Origin of the sequence: Psychrobacter sp. FDAARGOS_221 (assembly GCF_002313155.2) — a bacterium.
In the GTDB taxonomy this organism is placed as follows: domain Bacteria; phylum Pseudomonadota; class Gammaproteobacteria; order Pseudomonadales; family Moraxellaceae; genus Psychrobacter.
The window spans coordinates 2,580,734-2,607,374 of sequence record NZ_NWFK02000001.1 but is presented as its reverse complement, the minus strand read 5'-3'; the positions used below and the strand labels follow the sequence as shown (position 1 = coordinate 2,607,374).

At 44.3% G+C, this 26,641-nt stretch carries 18 protein-coding genes and 2 tRNA genes; 10 read left to right on the top strand and 10 right to left on the bottom strand.

Going from position 1 to position 26,641, the window contains the following annotated elements; translation table 11 throughout:
* Positions 1-169: 169 nt before the first annotated feature.
* From A6J60_RS10950 to A6J60_RS10940, 3 genes are all read right to left on the bottom strand, one after another.
* Complete coding sequence (locus A6J60_RS10950) at positions 170-532, bottom strand: hypothetical protein (protein ID WP_096066022.1); 363 nt, start codon at positions 530-532, stop codon at positions 170-172.
* Between the two features lie 143 nt (positions 533-675).
* Positions 676-1,041 carry a Spx/MgsR family RNA polymerase-binding regulatory protein gene (locus tag A6J60_RS10945; RefSeq protein ID WP_096066021.1) on the bottom strand — a complete coding sequence of 122 codons (366 nt, stop codon included), beginning with the start codon at positions 1,039-1,041 and terminating at the stop codon, positions 676-678.
* A gap of 139 nt (positions 1,042-1,180) precedes the next feature.
* Positions 1,181-1,429: a hypothetical protein gene (locus tag A6J60_RS10940; protein ID WP_096066020.1), complete on the bottom strand. Its 249-nt coding sequence runs from the start codon at positions 1,427-1,429 to the stop codon at positions 1,181-1,183.
* Positions 1,430-1,818: 389 nt separating this feature from the next.
* On the opposite strand from A6J60_RS10940, the gene leuS reads away from it, so the two are divergent.
* From leuS to A6J60_RS10905, 7 genes are all read left to right on the top strand, one after another.
* On the top strand, positions 1,819-4,476 hold the full coding sequence (gene leuS / locus A6J60_RS10935) for a leucine--tRNA ligase (RefSeq protein WP_096066567.1): 2,658 nt from the start codon (positions 1,819-1,821) through the stop codon (positions 4,474-4,476).
* Positions 4,476-5,198 carry a hypothetical protein gene (locus A6J60_RS10930; RefSeq protein ID WP_227526134.1) on the top strand — a complete coding sequence of 241 codons (723 nt, stop codon included), beginning with the start codon at positions 4,476-4,478 and terminating at the stop codon, positions 5,196-5,198. Before leuS ends, A6J60_RS10930 begins: the two co-directional genes overlap by 1 nt.
* A 7-nt stretch (positions 5,199-5,205) precedes the next feature.
* On the top strand, positions 5,206-6,276 hold the full coding sequence (gene holA / locus A6J60_RS10925) for a DNA polymerase III subunit delta (RefSeq protein ID WP_096066018.1): 1,071 nt from the start codon (positions 5,206-5,208) through the stop codon (positions 6,274-6,276).
* A gap of 261 nt (positions 6,277-6,537) precedes the next feature.
* Entirely contained in the window at positions 6,538-7,953 is a 1,416-nt protein-coding gene (locus A6J60_RS10920) for an efflux RND transporter periplasmic adaptor subunit (protein WP_096066017.1), read from the top strand.
* Positions 7,954-8,128: 175 nt separating this feature from the next.
* Entirely contained in the window at positions 8,129-10,213 is a 2,085-nt protein-coding gene (locus A6J60_RS10915) for a MacB family efflux pump subunit (protein ID WP_227526195.1), read from the top strand.
* Between the two features lie 238 nt (positions 10,214-10,451).
* Positions 10,452-10,527, top strand: a tRNA-Lys gene (locus tag A6J60_RS10910).
* 206 nt (positions 10,528-10,733) lie between these two features.
* Positions 10,734-10,809: transfer RNA gene (locus tag A6J60_RS10905), tRNA-Lys, on the top strand.
* 208 nt (positions 10,810-11,017) lie between these two features.
* Here A6J60_RS10905 and A6J60_RS10900 read toward each other — a convergent pair.
* From A6J60_RS10900 to A6J60_RS10885, 4 genes are all read right to left on the bottom strand, one after another.
* Entirely contained in the window at positions 11,018-11,800 is a 783-nt protein-coding gene (locus A6J60_RS10900) for an MBL fold metallo-hydrolase (RefSeq protein WP_096066015.1), read from the bottom strand.
* A gap of 167 nt (positions 11,801-11,967) precedes the next feature.
* Positions 11,968-12,489, bottom strand: a complete 522-nt coding sequence (locus tag A6J60_RS10895; protein ID WP_096066014.1) for a DUF2726 domain-containing protein — start codon at positions 12,487-12,489, stop codon at positions 11,968-11,970.
* Between the two features lie 321 nt (positions 12,490-12,810).
* A complete protein-coding gene (locus A6J60_RS10890; protein ID WP_096066013.1) occupies positions 12,811-14,880 on the bottom strand; it encodes a catalase in 2,070 nt (689 codons plus the stop codon).
* A gap of 440 nt (positions 14,881-15,320) precedes the next feature.
* A complete protein-coding gene (locus A6J60_RS10885) occupies positions 15,321-16,643 on the bottom strand; it encodes an SPOR and LysM peptidoglycan-binding domain-containing protein (protein ID WP_096066012.1) in 1,323 nt (440 codons plus the stop codon).
* Positions 16,644-17,302: 659 nt separating this feature from the next.
* Between A6J60_RS10885 and A6J60_RS10880 the strand changes: the two genes are divergently transcribed.
* From A6J60_RS10880 to A6J60_RS10870, 3 genes are all read left to right on the top strand, one after another.
* Positions 17,303-18,145, top strand: coding sequence for a thiazole synthase (locus A6J60_RS10880; protein WP_227526133.1), 843 nt, complete (start codon positions 17,303-17,305; stop codon positions 18,143-18,145).
* A 559-nt stretch (positions 18,146-18,704) separates the two neighbouring features.
* Positions 18,705-20,090 (top strand): WS/DGAT/MGAT family O-acyltransferase, encoded by a 1,386-nt coding sequence (locus tag A6J60_RS10875; RefSeq protein ID WP_096066011.1) that lies wholly within the window; start codon positions 18,705-18,707, stop codon positions 20,088-20,090.
* Between the two features lie 32 nt (positions 20,091-20,122).
* On the top strand, positions 20,123-21,598 hold the full coding sequence (locus A6J60_RS10870; protein WP_096066010.1) for a WS/DGAT/MGAT family O-acyltransferase: 1,476 nt from the start codon (positions 20,123-20,125) through the stop codon (positions 21,596-21,598).
* Positions 21,599-21,653: 55 nt separating this feature from the next.
* On the opposite strand, the gene A6J60_RS10865 is transcribed toward A6J60_RS10870, so the two are convergent.
* The 3 genes from A6J60_RS10865 to A6J60_RS10855 all read right to left on the bottom strand — a co-directional run bounded on the left by A6J60_RS10865 (position 21,654) and on the right by A6J60_RS10855 (position 26,291).
* Entirely contained in the window at positions 21,654-22,160 is a 507-nt protein-coding gene (locus A6J60_RS10865) for a hypothetical protein (RefSeq protein WP_096066009.1), read from the bottom strand.
* A 156-nt stretch (positions 22,161-22,316) separates the two neighbouring features.
* Positions 22,317-25,439: an insulinase family protein gene (locus A6J60_RS10860; RefSeq protein ID WP_096066008.1), complete on the bottom strand. Its 3,123-nt coding sequence runs from the start codon at positions 25,437-25,439 to the stop codon at positions 22,317-22,319.
* A 174-nt stretch (positions 25,440-25,613) separates the two neighbouring features.
* Positions 25,614-26,291, bottom strand: coding sequence for a histidine phosphatase family protein (locus tag A6J60_RS10855; RefSeq protein WP_096066007.1), 678 nt, complete (start codon positions 26,289-26,291; stop codon positions 25,614-25,616).
* Positions 26,292-26,641 lie beyond the last annotated feature (350 nt).

The window sequence follows — 26,641 nt, the reverse complement described above, 5'->3', positions numbered from 1 at the left end:
GTATTTAGTGAAATATAAAAATACAACAAAGCTACCTCTAAGCAACTCAAGGTTTTTAAAAGTAATAAAAACTATTCTTGAAATCTTCACCAATGAAGGTGTCGGTAAACTGATCAGTCGTAATATTGATGAGGCGTTGAGCTAAAGCGCCCAACACTTCTAGGGCAATCTAATAGGCACATATCTCAACTGAACTATGATGGTCGCTGCCATAAATCTTAATATAGTGATTGCCTCTTTTGGTGGTATAAAAAGAGGTCATATTATCAAAATGCTCACCCTTCACACGCCCGTTGGGTGAGTCAATGTAAGCCACTTTGATTTTGCTATAACCTGTATTACGAATAATCACTTCTTGATTGGCCAGCAGCCACAAACTAAAGCGCTTTCCTCGCTTTAAGTCACCGCTGAAGCTGCCGCAATAACTGCCTTTAGCAAACACAAGCTTAGTCGTTGGTTCTGCTGCCTGAGCTGAGGTAGCAAGCAGCGCCGCTGTTATGACAAGCGATGCCGCAGATGCAATATTTTTCATAGCATTCCTTTTTTGTAGAGGCCTTTTTAGTTAGGCTCTTTTAATTAGGGCTTTTTTAATTAGACACTTTTCATTCAGGCTTTGTATCGCTAATGCCTGATGTGGCTTGTATTGTGCTCTTTACTCAACGAATTGAGCAAACTTTATCCAAAAACAGCCTCATACTCTGCGTCATCAAAGCCGCACAGACATACCGATTTACCATTAATCTCACCCTCAATCATAGGGCGCTTAATCATGCTGGTGTTTTCTACCAACAAGTCGATAGCAGTATCGACACTGGCATCTGCCGCTGCTTTTTGCTCATCAGTCAAATTACGCCATGTGGTGCCACGTTTATTTAATACTTTGGCAATGCCCAACGCATCGACCCAACGTTGAACACTGTCCTTATCAATGCCTTGCTTTTTATAATCATGAAAGTCATACGCCACGCCCATCTCATCAAGCTTGGTAAAGGCTTTTTTCATGGTGCTACAAGCTTTAATGCCATAAACGGTGATTGTCATAATAGCTCCTTTTTGATTGATTATTTTACTCAACTATTTAACTAAACCACTAAACCACTAAACCACTAAACGTTTAGTCTAACTGTAGTAAAGATTAATAGCAGAAGAAATTAATGGTGTTGAAAAGCGTTAAGTGTATTTAAACCATAAAGTCAGCAATACAATGCTCATTCCAACCAATATGAGTTTTTTTATTACCTTTAAACAGATTGAAATACTCTAAGCTGTCTGCATTGATTCGTAACGCCGGCTTTTTTAGCGCCGTTCGGATTATTAGAATCAATAATCCTAACCCAGAAAGCAGCATAAACCCCCATCCTATCAGCAGTAGTGTCAAATCCGCATCAGCCCGATCCATTGCCACTGTAAAATACCCAGCGATAAACATAACTAACACACCACTCAATGTGCCCCATAACCTTGCTTTGGTGTAATACAAATCAATTGGGTAGCTTAACTCAATCGTCTGTCCTTTGCTGGACGGATATGTTTTAAGATTTTAAATATGAGTCAATAGCGACTCCCTTTATGGCTTGTTTTATTGCTAGTTTTATTGCTTGGGTTATCGCTTCATTTACAGTCAGGCGCGTTATAATAGAATAAATGATAGTTTCAGCGCTGTGCTGATGGCAATGACCCACTATGTTTATTAGCAAATCAGCTTTTACCATCGCAATTTTAGTCAATTTGCGCTATTCTATCGTATCTGATTTTTCTCATTATTTATTACTCTTTTTTTCTAGAACTTTATCAAAAACATCTAACTTAGAGCCTATTATGAGCACTGCAGCAACTGATCAAGTAAATCCTAATCATTATAACCCACAAGCCATTGAAGCGAAGCAGCAAGCCAAATGGGACGCTGACAAGCGCTTTGAGGTCAGCAATGACATCAGCAAAGACAGCCGCACCCGTTATATGCTGTCAATGTTCCCTTACCCAAGCGGTAAGCTGCACATGGGCCACGTACGTAACTATACCATCTCAGATGTGCTAAGCCGTTATTATCGTTTGAAAGGTGAAAAAGTGCTGCAACCCATGGGTTGGGATGCCTTTGGTATGCCTGCTGAAAACGCAGCGATTGCCAACCAAGTTGCGCCTGCAAAATGGACTTTTGCCAACATTGATAACATGCGCGCGCAGCTAAAAACCTTAGGTTTATCAATTGATTGGTCACGTGAATTTGCGACCTGTACGCCTGAATATTATCGCTGGGAACAGTGGTTCTTCTTACAGCTTTACAAAAAAGGCTTGGTGTATAAAAAACTGGCCACAGTGAACTGGGACCCAGTCGATAATACAGTATTGGCCAATGAACAAGTCATCGATGGTAAAGGCTGGCGCAGTGGTGCTCCGGTTGAGAAGCGTGACATTCCGATGTACTACTTCAAAATTACTGAGTATGCTGACGAGCTGCTAGATGACTTAGACAAGCTAGAAGGTCAATGGCCAAGTGATGTATTGACCATGCAGCGCAACTGGATTGGCCGTAGCCAAGGTATGGAAGTGCATTTCCCATACAAAAACAGCGATGACATCAGCACGCTAGACGTGTTCACTACCCGCCCAGATACCTTGATGGGTGTGACTTATGTGGCAGTCGCTGCTGAGCACAGATTGGCCAAATTAGCCGCCGAACAAGATCCAAAAATTGCTGAATTTTGTGAACTGTGCAAAAAAGGCTCAGTTGCTGAAGCCGATCTTGCTAAAGCCGATAAAATTGGCATGGACACGGGCTTAACTGTCACCCATCCATTAACCGGTGAAGAGATTCCTGTATGGGTTGCCAACTATGTATTGATGAGCTACGGCTCAGGCGCAGTAATGGCGGTACCAGCGCACGATGAGCGCGACTACGAATTTGCGACCAAATATAACCTACCTATCAAAACGGTTATTGAAACGCCTGAAGATCATGAAGGCGCCTACACTGAGCGTGGCACGCTGGTCAACTCTGGTGAGTTCGATGGCTTAGACTTTGAAGGTTCATTTGAAGCGATGTTAGCCAAACTTGAGCCACAAAACTTAGCCTCACGTAAGATTCAATTCCGTCTACGTGACTGGGGGGTTTCACGTCAGCGCTATTGGGGCTGTCCGATCCCAATGATCAACTGTGAATACTGTGGTAACGTCCCAGTTGAAGAGTCTGATTTGCCAATTAAATTGCCAACAGATGTGGTGCCAGATGGCCGTGGTAATCCACTGAAAAACATGCCTGAGTTTGTTAATACCACTTGTCCAAAATGTGGTGGCCCAGCAGAGCGTGAAACCGATACTTTTGACACCTTTATGGAATCAAGCTGGTACTACGCTCGCTTTGCCAGCCCAAATGATGACACTCAAATGGTTGATAAAGCAGCGGCCGATACTTGGTTGCCAGTCGATCAATACGTCGGCGGTGTTGAACATGCGGTGATGCACTTACTATATGCTCGCTTCTATCACAAATTGATGCGTGATGAAGGCCTGGTATCTGGTGATGAACCGTTCAAAAACCTACTGACTCAAGGTATGGTATTGGCCGGCACCTTGTATCGTGACAATCCTGAGGGCGGTAAAACCTATTACTTCGCTGATGATGTCGACATTCAGTTTGATGAGCGTGGTCAACCAGTTAGCGCTATCTTAAAAGAAGACGGTCAACCGGTGACCATTGGTAAGATTGAGAAAATGTCGAAGTCGAAGAACAATGGCGTCGACCCACAAACCACCATTGATCAATATGGTGCAGATACAGTGCGTTTATACACTCTATTTGCAGCACCTGCTGATCAGACCCTTGAATGGTCAGACGATTCATTAAAAGGTCCGTATAACTTCTTGAAAAAAGTATGGCGTACTGTTCAGAGTCACACCCAAGCGATTACAGACTTGTCATTAACGATCGACAGCTTGCCAGCTATTGCTGAGCTAGATACTGCTCAGTTAAGCAAAGCGGCGAAAGACTTACGTCGTAAAACACACGAAGTGATTGCCAAGATTGATAATGACTTAGGCGAGCGTTTATCATTAAACACGCCAGTATCAAGCTTAATGGAGCTTGAAAATGAGCTGGGTAACTTTGCGTCAAGCACTAAGACCCATACTGCTGAAACCTTAGCGGTACAGCATGAAGCCATTACTAGTCTATTAACCCTATTATCCGCTTATGCGCCGCATATCGCTGAACATCTGCTTGAAAAATTAGGTGTCGATACGCTAAACCTAAGCTACCCTCAACTCGATGAGGCAGCACTGGTCCAAGACACCATCACCATGGTGATTCAGGTAAATGGTAAAGTACGCGGTAAGATGGAAGTGGCGCCAAACAGCGATCCTGAGAGCCTAAAAGCTCAAGCTAAAGAAGTCGAGAGTGTGGCGAAATACCTCACTGGCGAAATCAAAAAAGAGATCGTGGTACCAAATAAGCTGGTTAACATTGTAGTGGTAGGTTAATGATGACGACTCTACGCAGTAATTTGGGCATAAGCCGCCAAGGTGCCAGTCACCTCGCGGCTTCCACAAGCCTGTGTGATAAAAAAACCACTTTAAAACGCTTATTATCTGCCTTGATGGCAGCAGCGGTGATTGGCTCACCGCTGTTATTAAGCGGTTGTGGTTTTCATTTACGTGGCTATGAGACACCCCTAACCTATTCTGTTAGCAGTGCCGTGCTCAGTATCGATGACGATCCGGTCAGCTTCCGCTTAAAGCAGCCGTTAAAAGAGAAGCTAAATAGTGTCGGCGTGCAAGTTGCTGATGATGTCGGCCGTCAGGTCAGCCCGAATGACGCTTTGTATTCAGCGACTATTCGCGTAGACAACGTTGAGTTTAGACGTTATGAGTTGGTCGGTATTTTAACCGAGATTCGTTTGGTGCTTTCAGCAGATGTTACTTACGAGACCATTGATACGACCAATACGCGCTCGAACCAACCTGTTATTATCAAAAATACCATCCAAGTTGAACGTACCTATCAGTTCGACGAGGCATCAGTCAGTATTGAGGACAAACAAGGCGAGCAGATTCAAGATTGGTTGTATCAAAACTTAGCCCAACGTATTGCTGACCAATATGTGGCGTTAAATCTGCCTAGGGTTGCGCCCAAAGCGAGACCTGCCAGCAGTTCACAATCTAGTAGCTCAACTCCTAGCAACTCAGTCTCGACGTCTGAGTAACGCCCCTATGCAAGATAGCTTTTTAAACATCTACCCTAAGTTGACCCAGGTGCAAGCGGATCATAATCTGAATCTAACCGGATTATGGCTTGCACATGGTGATGAGCCGCTGCTACAGCAGTGGTTGGTAGATGCCATGCGCCGCTCTTGGCATCTTCAAAACCTAGCCATCAAGCGTATCGAATTAGTCTCAGCCAAAACTTGGCTTGAGGTGCTCACAGAGCTAAATAGCTTATCGCTATTTGATGATGCCACAGCGGTTATCATTACAGGCAATCATAAGCCGGATAAGGACGTTCAACAGCAGCTTGAAACCTTTGCGATAGAAGCCAATGCCGGTAACAATCAAAACTGTGTGCTTTGGCTGACCGCTAAAGTCGACAAACGTGCTCAAAGCAGTAAGTGGTTTGCACCCTTTGCTAAATTTGGGCAGGTGATAGATTGCAATCTTTATAATGAAAATCAGCGCCAACAATTATTGTCCCTACACGCCCAACGCTTTGGTTTAGCCTTACAGCCTGAAGCTTGGCAGTTTTTGATGGTACAAACTGAGCACCATCTGCTAAGTGCTTATCAGGCACTTTGGCGCTTGTCTTATCTATTTGCACCCCAAATTGCAGAGCTCAATGCGCAGAGTGAAAACACTGAGCAGCCAACGGCCAGCTTTAGTATAGACGTTGAAGCGCTACAAGCCGCCTTGGTCAGTGATGCCCAGTACAGCGTGTTTGACTTATCTGATGCAATGCTTGCCGGTAATGCCACTCAAGTGGTTAAGATTATTGAGCAGCTGCGTGCCACTGAAGAGCCAACGCCTTTGGTATTATGGGCCATCAGTAAAGATATGCGTCTTATTCTACAGCTACTCGATGGGCAAGATCCTCAAAGCATTGGTATTTGGAGCAGCAAGCAATCGTTGTATCAGTCTGCCTGCCGCCGTCAAACCCCGCAAAGCGTTGCTGATTGGGCAGACATTTTGTATCAATGTGATAAATCGGTTAAAGGCGTAAATCGACAACCGGCTTGGGAGTTGATACTACAAGCGGCGTTACGAGTGACTGGGGTCAAGTTATTCGCCTAACCGCTTCTCTAAGTTTGAATATGTCTTTACTAAGCAGCTTTTAGTATTGTTGATTGTTTAACCTAATTCTTTCTCCTTCAAGACTACTCATCTTCAATACTTAGCCACATTATTTAGCCCGCCTTATCTCATAATCATTTTTAGTTACCTAATATTAATAATCATGTTATGACTGGTAACCTTTCTTAAACTTAAAGCCATGGTGTTTTTAAATCAATCCGTTATCATTAAACTATTTAAACTTCGTTTGCGGATTGTATTATGGCTCTTACCTCAAATAAATTCACACGCAAATCCTTAATTAAGTGGACAATCATTGCTCTGGTTGTTATCGCTCTTGCTGTTTTGGCCTATAACAAATTCAAGCCGAAAGAAGAGGCCATCAACTATATCACCTCGGCTGCCGAGATCGGTGACATTGAGAATAACGTGATGGCATCGGGTAAAGTAAAGGCACTCAATACGGTTGATGTAGGTGCTCAGGTATCCGGTGAAGTGACTCGGCTATATGTCGATGTGGGTGATGAGGTCAAAAAAGGAGACCTTATTGCGCAGATTGATCAGGTCACTCAGAAGAACAATCTCTCCAATCAACAAGCCTCGTTAGAGCAAAGCCGTGCTGCCGTAGAAAGCGCACAAGCCGATTATCAAAGTCGTCAGGCCAGTCTACAAAGCGCTCAGGCTGATTTAAAAAGTCGTCAAGCCGAGCTAAAGCAAGCACAGGCAGACTACGCCAGATTACAGCCATTGGTCGCTAAGCAAGCCATTAGTGAGCAAGAGCTTGATGCCGCCCGCACCACGATGGAAACCGCTGCTGCCAGTGTTGACAGTGCCAAAGCAGCCATAAAAACCGCACAAGCCGCTTTAATTACCGCTAAGGCAGACATTGCCAGTACCCGTGCAGACTTACAAAAAGCGCAAACCAACGTTGACACGGCCAGTACAGACCTTGGATATACCACCATACGCGCGCCAATGGATGGTACGGTAGTTGCAGTAGTGACTGAGCAAGGTACCACGGTGAATGCCAATCAATCAGCACCTACCATTGTGACCCTCGCTGACTTATCAACCGTGCGTATCAATGCTCAGATATCTGAAGCAGACGTGATTAATGTACAAGCAGGCATGCCGGTTTATTTCAATACCATCGGTAATCCTGACCAAAAATATGATGCGGTACTAACCGCCATTGAGCCTGCACCTGAGCAAATCAGTGATACCAGCTCGACTGACTCTGCCATTTATTATGTCGGCTATATCGAAGTGCCGAACCCTGAGCGTCGCTTCCGTATTGATATGACCGCTCAGGTCTATGTGGTAGTCGATAAAGCTGAAAATGCACTGCTTATTCCGTCAGCGGCACTTAAAAAAGGTCCAATACCCGCCAATACAGGCAACTCGAATGACGGCGCTGATAGCAATACAGCTAGTAATAATGCGCCTAATAATGACAGCTCAAACAACACAGCGAGTGCCAAAGGTAACGGCACTTATGTCCGCGTATTAGACGCTGAAGGTAATGTAGAAAGCAGACCAGTAACCGTCGGTATTGATAACCGAGTGAATGCTCAGATTCTCAGTGGTTTAAAACAAGGTGAACAAGTCATCATCAGTGAAAACAGTGGCGATCAAGCAGGAGGCGCAAATTCACGTCGCCGCATACCAGGCATGTAAGCTAAGCTGCGTTTGACTGACTTGATTTATCTTTAACTGATTTGGATTCAATAGAAGACTTGCCATGACAACACCTAAGCACTCTCCTAAGCTTGTAGATAACAGCGCTGAGCACAGCCAAACTCAGCCTGTTAATAACACTGCTGCTAACAGCAATAACGGCACCAAGCCAATTATGCAGCTGACAGGCATCATTCGTGAGTTTCCAGCCGGTGAGCAGACCATACGTGTATTACAAGGGATTGATCTGACCATTTACCAAGGTGAAATGGTCGCTATTATTGGTCAATCGGGCTCTGGTAAATCAACCTTGATGAATATCATGGGCTGTCTTGATAAGGCCACAGCCGGTGAGTATCTAATCTTTGGTAAGTCAGTCAAAAAGTTTGATGCCGATGATTTGGCAAAACTGCGCCGCGAACACTTTGGTTTTATCTTCCAGCGTTATCATTTGCTGGGTGATATTAATGCTCGAGATAACGTGGCGGTACCTGCGGTATATGCCGGCATGGATACTGATGCCAGAAAGCAACGTGCGGAGCAGCTACTGACCGACTTAGGACTGGGAGATAAAGTCACTAACCGTCCAAATCAACTCTCAGGTGGTCAACAGCAGCGTGTTTCTGTAGCACGTGCACTCATGAATGGTGGTGATATTATCTTGGCTGACGAGCCCACAGGGGCATTAGACAGCCAGTCTGGTAAAGACGTATTACAAATCTTAAAAAACCTAAATCAGCAGGGTCATACAGTTATCATGGTCACCCATGACCCCTCGATTGCCGATAAAGCAGAGCGGGTGATCGAAATTAAAGATGGTCTCATTATTGCCGATTATCGTAATAAGCACTTTCAGCGACATGGCACAGTAGATGATTCAGAGCACCCTGCTGCACAGCAAGTGAATAGTGCTGATGATGTGGCCGATAATATAAATAACCAACAACAAGCGACTCACCACTATTCCCCTGCGCAATCAAGCGCAACTGAATCTAGATCTAGCACTCCATCGCAAATCCTATCCAGTCAAAAAAAAAGTGCTATTGGGTCATTCTTTGACCGCTTGACCGAAGCCTTTCGCATGTCTGTGTTATCGATGCGCGCTCATAAGATGCGTACCTTACTTACCATGTTAGGCATTATCATTGGTATTGCTTCTGTGGTGTCTGTGGTCGGGCTTGGTCAAGGGTCGCAGCAGCAGATTTTATCCAGTATTAGCTCACTGGGTACCAATACCATTACTGTGCGTGACGGCTATCGTTGGGGTGACCCCAGACGCCGTTATCACGATGACAATTTGACCCCAGAGGATGCGCAAGCGGTTGCCAGTCAGCCCTATGTCATCAGCGTTAGCCCGCAGCTGGATACCACAGCCAGTGTGCGTTATCGCAATATTCAGGAGTCTTCAAGCGTCAGTGGTATTGGTAAAGATTATCTAGAGGTCACCGGTGAAAGCTTGGCCATCGGTCAAGGCTTTGATGAGCAAAGTATTGATCGGCGTATGCAAGATATCATTATCGATGACAATGCCAAAAACACCTTTTTCCCAGAGATGCAAAATCCCATTGGCGAGGTGATGCTTATCGGTAGCGTGCCAGGCCGTGTGATCGGCGTACTAGCCCCCAGTGACGGTAGCTTTGGTCAATCCAATGACACACCGACCATCTATATGCCCTACACCACTATGATGTCACGAATTGCCGGTACCGAAACGATTGAACGCTTTGTGGCCTTAATTGACAGTAATATATCTACTGCCGCAGCTGAATCGGCAATTTCTGATTTGATTGAAGGCCGCCATGGTACTGATGACTTTCGTATGATTAACTCTGACTCAATTCGCCAAACTGTCGAGTCGACAACCAACACCATGACCGTATTAATCTCATCGATTGCCATTATTTCATTGGTAGTTGGCGGTATTGGGGTTATGAATATTATGCTGGTGTCAGTCACTGAGCGTACCAATGAAATTGGGGTGCGTATGGCCGTCGGTGCGCGCCAAAGCGATATAATGCAGCAGTTTTTAATCGAGGCGGTATTGGTCTGTATCTTAGGTGGGGCGCTGGGTGTGCTGTTGGCCTTCGCTATCGGTGAGGCTATTAACAGTGTCGGCTCAGAAAGCTTCTCTGTTATTTATTCACCAACATCGATTATTGCAGCATTTTTATGTTCGACCCTTATTGGGGTAATGTTTGGCTTCTTACCTGCCCGCAACGCCGCTAAACTTGATCCTGTTGAGGCTTTATCTAGAGACTAGTGATAGTCTGCGTTTAAATCTATGCTATCAGCTTAGACGATAACTAACGATGGCTTGAATAAAAGATTGGTAGAGCAATTAGGCCTAATTTAAATGGTGAGGTTGAGGCTTAAATCTAAATAAATGGCTACGATTTAAAAAAAAGTAAAAAAATATTAGATTTAGGGTTGCATTCTCATTTTTGAAGCGTATAATGTGCTCTCACGTTAAGGGGATAGACAAACCCTCCTTAAAGTTAGGGCCGATAGCTCAGTTGGTAGAGCAGTAGACTTTTAATCTATTGGTCCCGCGTTCGAGTCGCGGTCGGCCCACCATATTCAAGATGCCCCAGATAAATCTGGGGTTTTCTATTTACAGCAGCAAGTCTCTGATTGTTGGTTGATATAAGTTTTAAGTGATTACTTGGAATTTAATAATCATTTAAAAATTTGATGATTTAAACCAATTTTATCTTGCAATCTGTTTTTTGATGAGTATAATATTCGTCTCTGATAGAGATAAGCAATACTCTTCAAGTTTAGGGCCGATAGCTCAGTTGGTAGAGCAGTAGACTTTTAATCTATTGGTCCCGCGTTCGAGTCGCGGTCGGCCCACCATATATTTAAAAACCCCAATTAAACACTGTTTAATTGGGGTTTTTCTTTGCCAGCAGTTTCTGATTTACTGTTTTTTAATTTGCTATGGTCAAAGAAATCTAAAAGGGTTACAAGGCAGCCGAGCGTAAGTACTACAAATGTAGGCTTAGCGAAGTTAACATCGTAACCGCTTAGTATTTCGCTGACTATATTTTATTTAGTCGCCATTTTACTTGCATGCCGTACTTAGCTTAGCTGCTATAAATTTTGGCAACTTAATATCGAGTGTCTCTAATATCTTCATCTCACGCGGTTCATCAGGTGCTACTTGTATCAAGTTTGCAAAGTCTGCATCTGTCATCATCACTTTGCCACCATGCGCCAATAACACCCGCTCTGGCTGCAATGCCTGAACCTTTGCCAAAGACTGTTTATAATCTTGAGGGAAGTTGATTACCAGAGGTGATACTAGCTTATTTTTAATTTTTAAAATTAAATCACCGGTATACACCTGCTTGCTGGGCTGATGCCAAAATGACAGATCACACCCAGTATGTCCAGGCGTTGCCACTGCGATCCAATCCTCAAAGCCTGGAATAGCATCACCATCAACAAGTGTCATATCTGCTTTTAATATTGGCTGATACCACAAATTGGTAACCGACTTGCCTCGGCGACTGGCGACATAATAAGTCAGTGCCAAGTCATTTAAATGCTGCACCCTACCCTTCACGCCACTATACCAAGGCTTAGACACCGCTGCTGCTACAATCTGACAACCGGTTTTTTGTTGCAATAGCTTAGCACCGCCGGCATGGTCTGGGTGCATATGGCTCACCACTACTGTTTTAAGCTGTGTCACCGGTCGCTGCAATGTCTGCGTGATATAACTTAAGATAGGCTCGACATCACTGCGACAACCAGAATCTAGTAATAATAATTTATCAGGATATACCGCCAAATAAGTATTTTGAATATGGCCTTTGATAGCAACAACATCTACTAAGCTCATGATATTCCTATAATTAATAAATTAGATTGGCGCATAGTAAACTGCCAACTGCTATTTATTAAGTATTGATGTTGACCGATAAGTTTTATGCACAGCATCTCTGACAATAATTTGACGCCAGACCCTAGTTAGGGGTTAACAAAAGCCACTAATTTATTCACTACCTTCTATCCGGAACCATACTTACGCAGCACTGCCTTAATATCATGGCGAATAATGTCAGCGCTGGGCATACGCTCAGCATGAAACCTGAGAATAGGAATACCAGCGCTGGCCAATGCTTTATCCTTTTTCTCATCCGCTTTCGAACGAGAAGCACTGTCATGTGTCCAATCATCAAGCTCAATGGCCAATAACGTGGTCTGAGCGTCACGCGCAACTAATACATAATCCACGCTCTGACGGCAAATGCGGTTCAGCCAAAAGCTACGGTCGCCTTCTGCTGCGTCACTGGGCTGGATAATACGTGACAGCTGCACCTGACCAAAGATATGATACTCAGGCACTGCCTGCTGCAACTTTGCAAAAAACAATACTTCCGTATCCGTCATAATCGGCATGGGCTCAAATGGCCAAATAGGCAGCTCATCGCCTTTGACAGGCTTGTCTTTGCTTTTTTCAAAACGGCGCTGGCTGACAATACTCATTATGATAATGAGGGCTATCATCACCATCACGCCTAAAATCATTAAATCCACGTAACGCTTACCACCTTAGAAGTTAAAATACACGGTTAATACAGCTGTCATTTACAGCAGCTAATATAACCACAACCAATTGTTTTAATTAATAATATTTCCTTGTTGATACTATATGGCCGTAAGGCGCAATGATAACACTTAGTACAGGGTGTGTCCTCTGCTACCTAAGCTGTTTTTGTGCAGATTATCCTTTATCGGCCAAAACAACCAAAAAACCCAAACATGCACAGGGCACATTTGGGTTTGGATAATTACACGACTAATCTAATATCTACAAAGATACTTAGATCTTATAACCAGTCTTAATAACTAGCTTTCACGTGACCATAAGCGTGATTTTGCATTTTCGATAAAGGCATCTACCTCATCAAGCGGCGTCACAAACTCGTCTTTTTTGATTGGCAGCTTGCTTAGGATATGCTCTTCTGTGGCTGGGCAATAAGCAATGGCTTTACAATGATTGTACGCATCATTGAACCAGTCTAAAGCAGGGCCTTGTTTGGCCAACTTTTTAGCCACATCTGGCATAATAATACTTACCACGGCATCAAAGATAACCGAAGGACCGCCTTGTACACTTTCATCAGCCTGAATACGCGAATCATCATTAAGCACAACCTCTTTGGTCGGTGCGACAATCTTCACACTGGCGCCTGCTTTTTTGGCAGCCTTTTCAAACTTCTCAATCGCTTCACGGTTAGAGCCAGCACCCACTAAGATGCCCACTTGACGGCCTTGTAAGGTTTTTGGCGTGATACCAAGGGTTTGAACCGCTGGTGACTTCTCCATATCTACGATAGGCGCATGTGTCGGTGCCGCATCAGGTAGCTCCATGCCGAGGCCATCAGCCACACGGTTGGCCAAATCTTCATCGATATTGAGCAGATGGCTCAGCATACGCGTACGCACGTGAGCAGTATCGACTTTGCTTAGCTCAAACACGTAAGCGTCAACAATGTGGTTTTGTTCCACTTCAGTCTGGCTGCGGTAGAACATACGTGGCTGACTGTAATGATCGGCAAAGCTTTCTGGACGTACACGACCTTTAACGCCATCATCAAGCTGCTCTGGATACGAGTTAAAGCCTTGCTTCGCACTTTCACGTGGCTTAGTCGGATCTAAGCTTTGTGGCTCATACATCACGCGGCCTTTAGGCACTTGCATTTGCATATGACCATCTTGCTGCATATTGGCAAACGGACACTTTGGTGCATTAATTGGAATTTGCGCGAAGTTAGGCGAACCCAGACGTGATAACTGAGTATCTAGGTAGCTAAACAAGCGGCCTTGTAATAATGGGTCGTTACTAAAGTCGATACCTGGTGGTAGATGCGATGGACAAAACGCCACTTGCTCGGTTTCGGCGAAGAAGTTATCTGGATAGCGGTTTAACACCATCTTACCGATAATTTTCACCGGCACTAATTCTTCAGGAATCAGCTTGGTCGCATCTAAGTGATCAAACGGGAACTTCTCGGCTTCTTCTTCCGTGAATAACTGAACGCCAAATTCCCATTCTGGATAATTACCGGCTTCAATGGCTTCAAATAAGTCACGGCGGTTGTAATCGGGATCCGCACCTGAAATTTTCACTGCTTCATCCCAAGTTAACCCTTGAACGCCTAATTTTGGCTTCCAATGAAAACGAACAAAGGTGCTTTTACCCTCTTTGTTAATCAGACGATACGAGTGAATACCAAAGCCTTCCATCATACGTAAACTACGTGGAATCGCACGGTCACTCATCAACCAGATTAGATTATGCATGGTCTCTGGGCTCAATGACACAAAGTCCCAAAACGTATCATGCGCTGAGGCGGCTTGTGGAAAACCACGATCTGGCTCTGGCTTCACTGCATGCACAAAGTCTGGGAACTTGATGGCATCTTGGATAAAGAAGATGGGCATATTGTTACCCACTATGTCCCAGTTGCCCTCGGAAGTATAAATTTTGACTGCAAAGCCGCGCACATCACGAGGCGTATCTTTTGAGCCTTTATTACCAGCTACCGTTGAGAAGCGAGTAAATAGCGGGGTTTGCTTGCCTGTTTCGGTCAAGATTTTAGCCGTGGTATATTCTTCCAATGATTCGGTTAATTCGAAATAACCGTGCGCACCGGAACCACGCGCATGCACAATACGCTCTGGAATACGCTCATGGTCAAAATGGGTGATTTTCTCACGTAATATGAAGTCTTCTAATAAAGCTGGACCTCTTGGACCTGCTTTAAGTGAGTTTTGATTGTCTGCAATGGGCACGCCTTGCTGAGTCGTTAGTACGGTGCTGTCTTTGCCTGCACGTTGATGGGTTTCTCCGCCCTCGCCAACGTGTGGGTTCATATCCTGAGCAGGGTCCTTATGATTAATATCGTCTTTCATTACCATATCCTTTTTGGCTAAACTTATTGTGGATGAGTGATTTATCTTGTTTTATTTTTAAATCAGCAGTAATTATTATTTATTTTCAAGAAACAGTAGTGATAACTATTATCAGTCTTTTTTATCCTTTTTCACTACTGTCTATTATTACTGTTTCTTATGACCGTTTTACTATCGTACAGCCTTTCCTTACTAGGTACTGTATTTATATTAAACAAAACCCCTGTATCAGCTGTTTATATTTGGTTAAGTATTTATACAGTGCGTTAATCAAATGCAAGCTCATTGGTTTATGATAAGGCATAAAAAAACACGACCCATAAAGGCCGTGCTTTTTAATGTGAACCATGCTTTTTAGAATAGATACTGCTTGTTTAAAGTACGCCGTCTAATCGTAAATCAGTCTAGGAAGCTAGGCTAGCTGTTAGCACTAATAATAACTAGCGCCAATATAACACCCACGCATTATTCACATCGGTGCGTGAGTCGGCGTTAATCTTATCTTTCAACGCCAGCGCAGCTTCTTTACCTTTTTCAGGGCCTACAATAACGCGCACCCCTCTACTGGTCTTACTGGTCTTCGCCGGATATCCTGCAGCACGCAGCTGTTTGACAATCTCATCCGCTTTGGCTTGGTTATTGGCCAATGCCACTTGAACCCCAAAGGTACCTTTGGCTTCACCGCTTGCGGCCTTACTGCGAGCTTCTGCTAGACGCTTTTGAGCATCACGTTTGTTTTGCTCAGCAGCTTGTCTTTGCTCTGCCTCACGTTGCAGTCTCGCAACCTGAGCACGCGATGGAATGGTTAACTTCTGACCCACTCTAAGCGTACTGTTAGTGCTCATGTTATTGGCTTCAGCCAAAGCCGATACCGGTACATTGTATTGGCGTGCCAGCTTAATCAGACCATCACCTGCTTTGACTTCATAACCTGTCTGACGGCTTGGTCCAGACGCTGGCTGTGATTTAGCTTTGGTGTTGGTCTCAGTCTTGGTGTTGTTGCTGCTTTTGTTACTGGCTTGATAATCACGCACCAAACGATCTACTTGACCACTGGCAGGAACCGTAATGCTTTGTCCCACTCTTAAGGTGCTATTGGTCGCCATTTTATTCGCCTGAGCCAAGGCTTGAACCGGCACATTGTACTGACGTGCCAATTTGGTCAGGTTATCACCTCTTTTAATGGTGTATTTTTGGCTACTATTAGACGCTGTTTGAGGCGCTGCTGGCTTAGTTTCTGCTTTGGTCTCAGCAGGTTTGGCTGGCGCGGTTTTTTTAGTCTCTGTTTTAGCATCATTATTTTTTGCGACAATAACCGGCTCAACAGGCACAGGACGCGCTTTAACCACAGGCTTAGTCACCGTTACCGGCGTTTTAGCCGGCGCTTCATCTTCTGGTTTTTCTTCGATAATAGGCTCAGCTGCATTAGTTGCATATTGCTCATTTTCTAAGCGCGCTTTTTGCATCGCCAAAGCTTCGGCTTTTTCTTGCTCACTTAACACCTGACGGGTACGGCGCTCAAGCTCTGCCATTTTGTTTTCGCGCTCAATACGTTTTTGAGCCAAGATACGCTCTTCGGTTTCGACATCGGCAGTCAGAGGATTGTCATTTTTGGCGTTTGACACACTCACCTCTGCCACTTTTGGCGTGTCGTCTACGCTACTGTTTTTTGGCGCATCCATCTGCTTAACCATAGCGAACAGTAGCACGCTACCGCCAAGAAATACACCGGTACCCAATAGTAATTGTCGTGACGAATTCATATTCACACCTTCGTTGTTTGTGCTTAACTTGGTTTTAATTTAAATAATTTGTGTTCAATAAGGTCTTAAACCCATTCAAATAAAAAAGGGTTATATTATGTCTTTATTATATAGCTACTGTGAAAACAGTCCTAACTTTTTAACCAATAAGGTTAATAAATGAGTTTAATAACTGTTATTGACGGTCACCCCTTTAAAATCATAGCAGATTATAAAGGATTCACTGGCTAATGTCTGCTATCCTAGCTTTATATTAGCACGCTTTTGCATCCTTGCTCTGCCGATGGTTTAAGTTAATTGTGCCAAAAATTATATTGTCATTTTTTTATAGCGATTTTGTGGTTAATAGTACCGGTTTTAAACAACAGCCGATTGTCAATTTGTTATAATGTGTTGGTGTCTGCAATAACTGATGCCAGCGCAAGTTGTTTATGCCAATTTGTTTATAAACTGCTTTATGAGTGGCGCAATGGGCTGCAAGCTTTGCATAACGCAACACTCAAACTAAGCTCCTATATTTAATTGCTACATTTAGCTGCTACATCTAACCCAGAAATCGCATTAATAATCAGACACAGTAAGCGCTGGTGGCAGTCATCAGTGAGTCACAGCTCTCTTATTAACCCTTCTTATAATAAACATAGGTCATTGAAACCATTATGAAAACGGATTTATCAGAAAACCACACTGACACCCTAGCCTCGCAACTGACTCAAGACACCCTAACCATCGGCAGTCGCAAATTTTCATCAAGATTATTGGTTGGTACAGGTAAATACAAAGACCTGCAACAAACCGGTGATGCCATTGCTGCCTCTGGTGCTGAGATCGTCACAGTCGCCATTCGCCGCTCTAATATTGGCCAACACAAAGACCAGCCCAACTTATTAGAAGTGATTCCGCCGTCAAAATATACCATCTTGCCAAATACTGCTGGCTGCTTTGATGCAGATACGGCGATTCGTACCTGCCAGCTGGCGCGTGAGCTACTGGATGGTCATAACTTGGTTAAGTTAGAAGTACTGGGAGACCAAAATACCCTCTACCCTAATGTCACTCAAACTTTAATCGCCGCTCAAAAGCTGATCGATGACGGCTTTGAAGTGATGGTCTATACCTCAGATGACCCAATCGTTGCCAAAGAATTGGCCAGTATGGGCTGTGTCGCTATTATGCCACTTGGTAGCTTAATTGGTTCAGGGTTGGGGTTATTAAATCCGCATCTGTTAAGCATTATCGTCGAAAACACCAAAGAATTTAACATCCCTGTATTAGTCGATGCTGGTGTCGGTGCAGCGTCAGATGCTGCGATTGCTATGGAGCTAGGCTGTGACGGTGTATTAATGAACTCAGCCATTGCCAATGCTCAACATCCTGTGTTGATGGCAGAAGCCATGAGACATGCCGTTATTGCCGGTCGCGCCTCTTACTTAGCAGGACGTATGCCAAAACGCAAAATGGCCGTGCCCAGCTCGCCACAAACCGGTTATTTCTTTCAATAAGATTTGACTGGCTACTGAGCTGATTAAAGTCAACACTACTGATAAAGCTTATGCTCTGTAGATAACAGCGACTTCGCTGCTAGAGCATAGGCTTTTGTTGGTTTTGACACTCAAATTTTCGTTATCATCGGTCTGTGTCATTAAAGATGTCAGTTACTCAAAAAAATGTGAGTTACTAAAAAATAATAGTTACTCAAACTAATGGATAGCTATTAAAGTTAGTAAACTGCTATTAGTATTGTTAAGAAGCTATAAAATTAGTTGACAGCTGTTTAGGTTAATCGTTATTTAAATTAATAGTCACCAAAACTGACAAAAAATTCTTGATAGTGATTGCAATTTATGCAAAATAAATGGTGTAATCCTATTGAAACAGTTAATGAAAGAAGTAGATAAATAGGCTGATATGACAGTCTTTAACCAGCACCTACAACTTTTATTGACTGCTCATACTAGATTACTATGACGACTAGGCTAGCAAACTTATGTTAACCAGCTATTTTTTACAAACACCAATCAAATTAACTGACACCTTAATTTGACACAGCAAGGGAATGCCATGCGTCTATTATCCATTGTAGATTTATTATTTTTACTTCTAGAGAAGCGTAAACAGCCGATGCATGTCGGGGGTCTGTTCTTATTTGAACAGCCAGAAGATGCTGATCCTGATTATGTACTGTCATTAGTACAACAAATGCAATCTTCAAAGACACCGCCTACTTTCCCGTTTAACCAGGTACTCCATAATCTGGCATATTGGGAGGTTGACGAGGACTTCGATGTTGAGCATCATTTGCGCCATATTGCCTTACCAAAACCGGCACGTGTGCGTGAGCTGCTGGCTTATATCTCTAAAGAACACGGGCGCCTACTTGATAGAGCGCGTCCCCTTTGGGAATGTCACATTATCGAAGGCATTGAGCCGGAATCAGAAGGCCGACCCAAACGTTTTGGACTGTACTTTAAGATACACCACTCATTGGTCGATGGCGTGGCTGCGATGCGCTTGGTACAAAAATCACTGTCACAATCGCCCAATGAGACCATTACCTTGCCGCTATGGGCACTGATGATGCGTCACCGCTATCAATTAGAAACCATCTTGCCGCCAAAGCGAACTTTTGGCGCCATTGTCAAAGATCAGTTAAAAACTGCGAAGCCTGTGGTTTCTGAGTTAGCCAAATCATTAAGTCAGGGCTCAGACTCTAACTTTGTGAGAACCACGCAAGCACCGGCAAGTATCCTAAACCAAAGCATCTCAAGCTCACGCCGCTTTACTGCAGGTTCTTTTGATCTTGAGCGCTTTAAACGGGTTGCCAAAAACTTAAACGTCAGCATCAATGATGTGGTATTGGCCATCTGCTCAGGGGCTCTGCGTCAATACTTGGAGTCTATGAATGAGCTGCCAAAAGAACCACTGATTGCTTGGGTACCCTACTCAATGCGTAAAGATGAGAGCGCAGCCGGTAACCAGTTTGCCTTTATTTTGTGTAATCTAGGCACTCATTTAGACAGCCCACTAGAGCGTCTAAAACTGGTCCACAATAGCATGAATGATGGCAAAAGCCGCTTTGGGCGCATGACTCAGTCTGAAGTGATTAACTACAGCCTGGTCTCTTATAGCTGGGAATTTGTTAACGTATTGACCAGTATATATCCGAAAAAACAAGCGTTTAACTTGATTATCTCTAATGTACCTGGCTCTAAAAAGAAGCTATACTGGAATGGTTCTGAGCTAAGAGCGCTGTACCCCGCGTCAATCTTATTCAACGGCCAAGCAATGAATATTACGCTTGCCAGTTACTTAGACCGTATTGAATTCGGGATTGTGGCTTGTAGCAAGACCTTACCTAAAGTTCAAAACATGCTCAAATTATTAGAAGATGAGCTGGTTCAATTTGAACAAGTATGTCACGAAATAGAAACGGGAGTGCGCGAATAACAGCCAGCACTCACCCAGATAGAAGGACTTAAATGCGTCTAACCTCTTTAGTAGAGCAACTGTTGTTGTTATTAGAAAAGCGCAAACAGCCCATGCATGTCGGTGGGCTGTTTTTATTTGATATACCAAACTCTGACAGTATTAATCAAAATCAAGAGACTGATTCACTAAATACGGGGCAGAACAGCAACGCTAATCAGAACAGCAATACCAGTCAGGACAACAGCCATTTTGTACGTCAGCTGGTGCAGCAAATGCGTAGTGACAATATCTGGCCGACCTTTCCCTTTGATCAAGTTTTACACAATCAAACCTTGTGGAAGGCGATCAGTCAATTTGATATCCACTACCACTTTCATCATACCGTATTACCCAAGCCGCATAGCAAACAAGCCTTTTTAAGCCATATCTCTGATGTGCACAGTAATATTCTCGATAAATCTCATCCGCTTTGGGAATGCCATGTGATTGAAGGTATTGAACCACAAGTTGATGGACAGCCGACACGCTTTGCGCTCTATTTTAAAATCCATCATGCCTTGGTCGATGGTATCGCCGCGATGCGTTTGGTAGAAAACTCATTATCAGCACGCGCCACTGAGACAATGAGACTGCCGCCTTGGGCGCTGCTCACCCGCAATAAACGTTATTTAGAACAGATTAAACCATCAAAGCGCAAAGCCCGCGAGGTGATTAAAGAACAAGTGACCAGTATCAAACCGGTGTTCAAAGAGATACAGCAAGATCGCCAGCAGCGTGGCAATCCAGGTCATGTTTCAACCCTACAAGCCCCGGCCAGTCGATTTAATCAACGCATTACAGGGTCTCGAAAGCTGTTAACCACTGAGTTTAAGCTAGATCGATTCCAGCGAATTGCCGACGCCTTAACCACAGACACGGTCAAGTTCAGTGTCAATGACGTGGTATTGGCGGTTTGTTCGGGAGCACTGCGCCAGTATTTATTGCAGTTAGAGGCGTTACCTGAACAACCCTTGATTGCCTTTGTTCCTGTTTCATTGCGCAAAGACAACAGTGCTTCTGGCAATCAGGCGTCGCTAGTACTGTGTGATTTAGGCACTCACTATGACAATCCCTTGCAGCGACTACAAGCGATACACGACAGCATGAGAGTTGGCAAAGATAAGTTTGGCCGCATGCAGCAAACGCAAGTGATTAATTACAGCGCTCTGACCTATGCTTGGGAAGGCGTGAACTTGCTGACCAGTGCGTATCCGAAAAAACAGGCGTTTAACATTTTAATCTCTAACGTCCCTGGACCAAAGCAAGCATTGTACTGGAATGGCGCAAAACTATCGTCCCTCTACCCTGCGTCTATTTTGATGGATGGTCAGGCGCTTAATATCACCTTGGCCAGTTATCTAGACCATATTCATTTTGGCATACTCGGCTGTGATGACATATTGCCAAATATCGGCAACTTACCTGAGCTGCTAGACCAATCGCTGCAACAGTTTGAACAGCAATTATCACTGACTGATTCAAATTAAACTGACATCGAGCTTGACTCAATGTCAGTTGTCGCTTTAAGCGATTAAACCTGCCTTAGTTGGCATTAAATTTCGGCCACAGCTTTTGTAGTCCCAACAGCCCAAAGCGAACCACCATATAATTAATAAACAAACCAATAGCGCCACTGATAACCAACATCGCAATGGTGCCGTTCTCAACCATCTGGTTAAGACTTAAGCTGCTTAACGGCTGCTCATACAGTGACCGTAGCATTAACACTGAAGTAATCACCAGTGCTAACAGCGCAATTAACAGCCCCAATCGATGGCATTCTAGCGGTTCTAGATAACGTCCATGTCTCTTCTTAAAGAAACTAATTAGCAGCGCATGCAACATCAATACCACCAATATAGATAACGCCAGCCCTGTGATCGGAAACTTCATACTGGTTAATATCGGCGCAATAAACACATAGCCCAAGGTATAAGGCACTGCATAGCCCAGCAGTGTCTTGTAAGACTGAGTTTGTACAGTTTGATGCATGGCAACTGGCTCATGCGCTTCTGCGGCTTGTTGTGGCGACAAGGGTTCATTGTGCATAGGACTGATTGCTCGTAATAATAAGTAAAAATAGGTAGAGAATAAGTTTAGCAGGCAAATAACAATAAACCGGTATAAAGCCAACTTAGATTAGATACATATCATACCTAAAATAAGCCTTACTCTATACCGGTCTAAAATTAAACCAAACTGGGTTTAACTGGCGACTTTATCTACGCTAAAGCCAAGCTCAGTGACAACCGCTTCTTTATCATACGGTGCCAACACCGCCTTGGTGTGCGGCTTGTCTTGCAGATAAGTACGCGCCACACGTTGCAGGTCTTCCAATGTCACCGCTAAGATATTGCCGCGCATTTTTTGCTGCCACGCTTCGCCGCGTTGATGCAGCTCTGCAAAGCAGGACTTCACCGCTTCACCCGCTGGCGAACCTGGCTTATCCATACCAGAGACAATACCCAAGATGGCTTCTTCAAGCTGCTCAGGTTGTTGCGGCTGAGTTAATAACCAATCGATACTGGCTGCAAAGTGCTCAAAGGTCTCGGCACAATGTGGGTCACGATAACTAAAGAACTTAAAGGCGCAAGCATTGGCATCATAGCCAGCACCGCCGCCATAAGCACCGCCACGTTCACGGATGGCACTGTGTAGATAGCCATTACGTAAGTATGGAGCAAGTACCATTAACGGTGCACAGTCTGGATGGTCGGCAGTGACTGCTGGATAGACAGCAGCATTATGATAGACATTGGTCGCTACCAACCAAGCCAAATCAGCTGCTTGGGCTGCTTCTTTATTATCCGCTTCGCTAGCAGAATCAGATTGCTGTTCTGACTTATCTGAAATATTGGTTGATAGTGTTAACTGCTGCGACAGCTGATTGTATTGTGATGGAATGTGCGCGGTTAGCTGCTCATTATCATGCTCGACCTGACCGGTATACAGTGACTGCTCCCAGCTTTGCTCAATCAAGCCTTGTAAACGCTCTGCCTGATCGGGTTCACACACCAACACCGCTTGTTTCGGTAGGCTCGCCAAGCGCTTATGCAACGTCATTAACGCCTGTGCCAACTCATCCCACTGCGAACTGTCGTCATCCGCTTGTTGCAAGAAGTCTTTTAGCGCATTTAACGCCGGCAAACCACTACGCACATATTCAAGCTCTGCTTGACGACTCATTTGACGACTGGCGGTCTGCATCGCATACGCATGACCGGCATTGGCCAAGCGTGACTGCCAACCAGCACGTCTTTGTTGCAGCAGCTCTTTGATACGATCATGCTCACTAAACACACTGTGCTCAAGCACTTGCTTCACCAAATCAATCGCTTCTGGCTTGCGGTTTAACGCACGAGTGGCGACCACAAAATAGCTGGTCAGCTTATTGGGATGATGAATAGAGGTACGCTGACTGACGCGAGCGGTAACCCCAGAGGAATGCGCGGCTTGCACTGCCTGAAACTCACGTGCTGACAGGCTGTCTGTGCCTAGCTCAGATAACAGACCCAAATACAATGGCAGCAGCGGATGATTAATCAGCTCATCTTGACCCTCTAACGGCATTAATAGCTGATAGTAATACAGTCCATTGGTGCCCGCTAAATATTGATGCAGCACACTGTCTTCACCGACCAGTTTGATCGGTAGCTGCTCACCATGAGTAAAACTGACTGACTCAGGCACATCTTCTAAGCCCACTTTTGGCAGTAAGCTCAAGTCATCTTCAGCGGCTTGACGTGCGGTCAAGTCTGCGGCTTGTTGCTTTAATTGTGCTTTGTCTTCGTCTGTTAATTTGGCCTCGATAGCATCCAAGCGGGCTTGCTCTGCAGCAGCCAATTCAGCGCTCTTATTCTCATCCGGCACTAAGGTGACACGCACGCGATGCGGATTGTCTAGCAGATGCTGTTTTAATAAGTTAGGCAGCCAGTTAGGATCTTTTACCTGTTCACGTAACCAATTTAAATGCTCGTCAACCTGCCAGATATCAATCGGGTTACCATCATGAATGGCCGTACTAAAGCCCTCTAACATTAAGTTTAGACCATAAGGAATACTGTCACCGCCAATGTGGCGCTGGTCGATTTCAATTTGATGCAAAATGGTTTCAATGGCATCAGGATCGATTTCACTGTCCGCCACTTGCTGTAACAGGTCTAAAATACCTTGTTCAATCGCATCAGCATGCTCTGCTTCAGAGCCACGCACGCCAGCGTAAAACACCATTTCATAATGGCTATCATCCAAGCCTAATAACGGACTAGGTCCTGTGGCCAATGGATGACTGTCCAAATAGGCACGTAGCGGCGAGCCGGCATGCTCAATGAGCACCCCTTCTAGCAAACGTAACGCCAAACGCTGCTTAGGATCAGTGATGGTCGGTAATAGCCATGCCATAGCATGATGAGTTTGTTGTTTGCCGGCACTGTCAACACTGTAAGTCTCTGTCACTTGAATCGGAGCGCTTAAACGCTGCTCGCGACGTGACTCATGCTTTTTACCTGCTTCAAACTGGGTCAAAGCATCTTGATGTAATTTGGCTTGCGTTTCAGCCACAGGGATATTACCAAAGCTCATAATCACACTGTTCGATGGATGATAATGACTTTGATGAAAATCAACCAACTCTTGGTGCGTTAAGTCTGGAATATCGGCTGGATCACCACCTGAGTTGTAATGATAGGTAGTGGTTGGGAATAAATGCGAGGCAACGCTGTGATACAGCTGATCAATCTCACCACTCATTGCGCCTTTCATCTCGTTGAACACAATGCCTTTAAACTGTGGCTTGTCTTGCTCATCAAGCTCGACACGTATGCCTTCTTGAGCAAAGTCTAACGGATGTAAATTCGGGAAAAATGCCGCATCTAGATAGATAGACAGCAGGTTAAAATAATCATTTTTATTCTGAGTGGCGAACGGATAAGCGGTCCAATCAGCAGCGGTCATCGCATTCATAAAGGTGTTCAATGAGCGCTTAATCATCGAAAAGAACGGATCACGCACCGGATATTTTGCAGATCCACAAAGCGCGGTATGCTCTAGGATATGCGCCTCACCTTTTGAATCCATTGGCTGGGTACGAAAACCTACCAAAAACGCATTTTCATCACTTGGGTGTGCCAAATGATAATGCATCGCACCGGTATCAACGTGCTGACAAATAAGCACGTCCAGCGATAAGGCTTCGATTTGACGATGCTCTAGCAACTTAAAACTTGGATGCAGGGTTAAATCAAGGTCATTATTAGTTGCTGTGTTATTTGCTGAATTAGTTGATGGTTTGGCAGAATCACTGGTGGTTACAGATTCATTTATAGTCATATTCTCACTCATTGTTATCGTCATCGATTCAATTCGATGAACTTAATGGATTATTATTTGTTATTTACGGTTATATAGATTTGATAGGTTAATGCGGATTTCGGGCTACTTTTTTAAGTGCTAACCTTTATTAATGGTGGCGTTTCTTGTTTTTTAAAGCCATTGACTGAGGTTTTAGGCAGATAAATCTGAAAATTGATCCAAACAATATCGAGCCTTAGTAATACTAGGTGGGTAGCTGTCGGCGAAACCCGATTCGGGCAAGGTTAAACAAAACACTTCCCCGTTTTTGGCACGGATGGATTTTTCAAATTGGCGGAATTTAGCTACCTCTTGCTGAGTGTCTGCCGACAACCCTAGCAATTGCCAAATCACCATGCTGATCCAATAGCCATGAGTGTACACCACATGATTGCCTTTGGGTAATGTTTGAAAATATACCAACACCTGCTGTACGCGCTGATAGAAGTTTAAAAAGCTTTCAGCGTCTGCCCCATGCGCTTCATCTGGCTGCGCACTTGCCCAATACTCATCGACCATTGCCAGCCGAGTCTGAAAAGGCAAACCATTGATTTTGGCAAAGCTTTGACAAGTAAACTCCTCTAGCCCATCAATGACTTGTGCCTGCCTTTGCATCTGATCCAGATACGGCTGCGCCGTCTGCTGAGTCCGCACAAAGCTAGACACATTGATGGATGCCACATTATCGCCCAACGTGTCGCTCAACCACTGCGCTACTTCCTGCGCCTGCTGATGACCCAACTCCGTGAGCTCTATTTGAGCGTTTGGCTGTGCGTCTCCCCCTGCATTGGCGGTACTTTGACCATGTCGAACCAGATATATTTTTCTCATAACCTCTCTCTTATAGCCCTCTTTTGCATAACCCTCTTTTTTACAATAACTCTTTTACAAAAAAAGAAAATAGCGAAGCCAGCAGTTACCCCCATAGACTGTGGATAAGCATGTGGATAAGTCGCTTTTTACTGGCAATTATGTTTGTATTTTCAAGGCGCAGCCTTAGATTGTCTATTTTTTAACCAGTATTAGCGGTTTAATTTTTTATTTTAAATCATTGATTTTGGCTTTTTTAAGCCAACGCATCGCATCACATAGTTAAGCATAAAGGCCTGCGCTAAATTATCAAACCAACATTATCAAGCCAACAGATTTAATCGCTGCCCTGCAAAAACAACTCAATATGC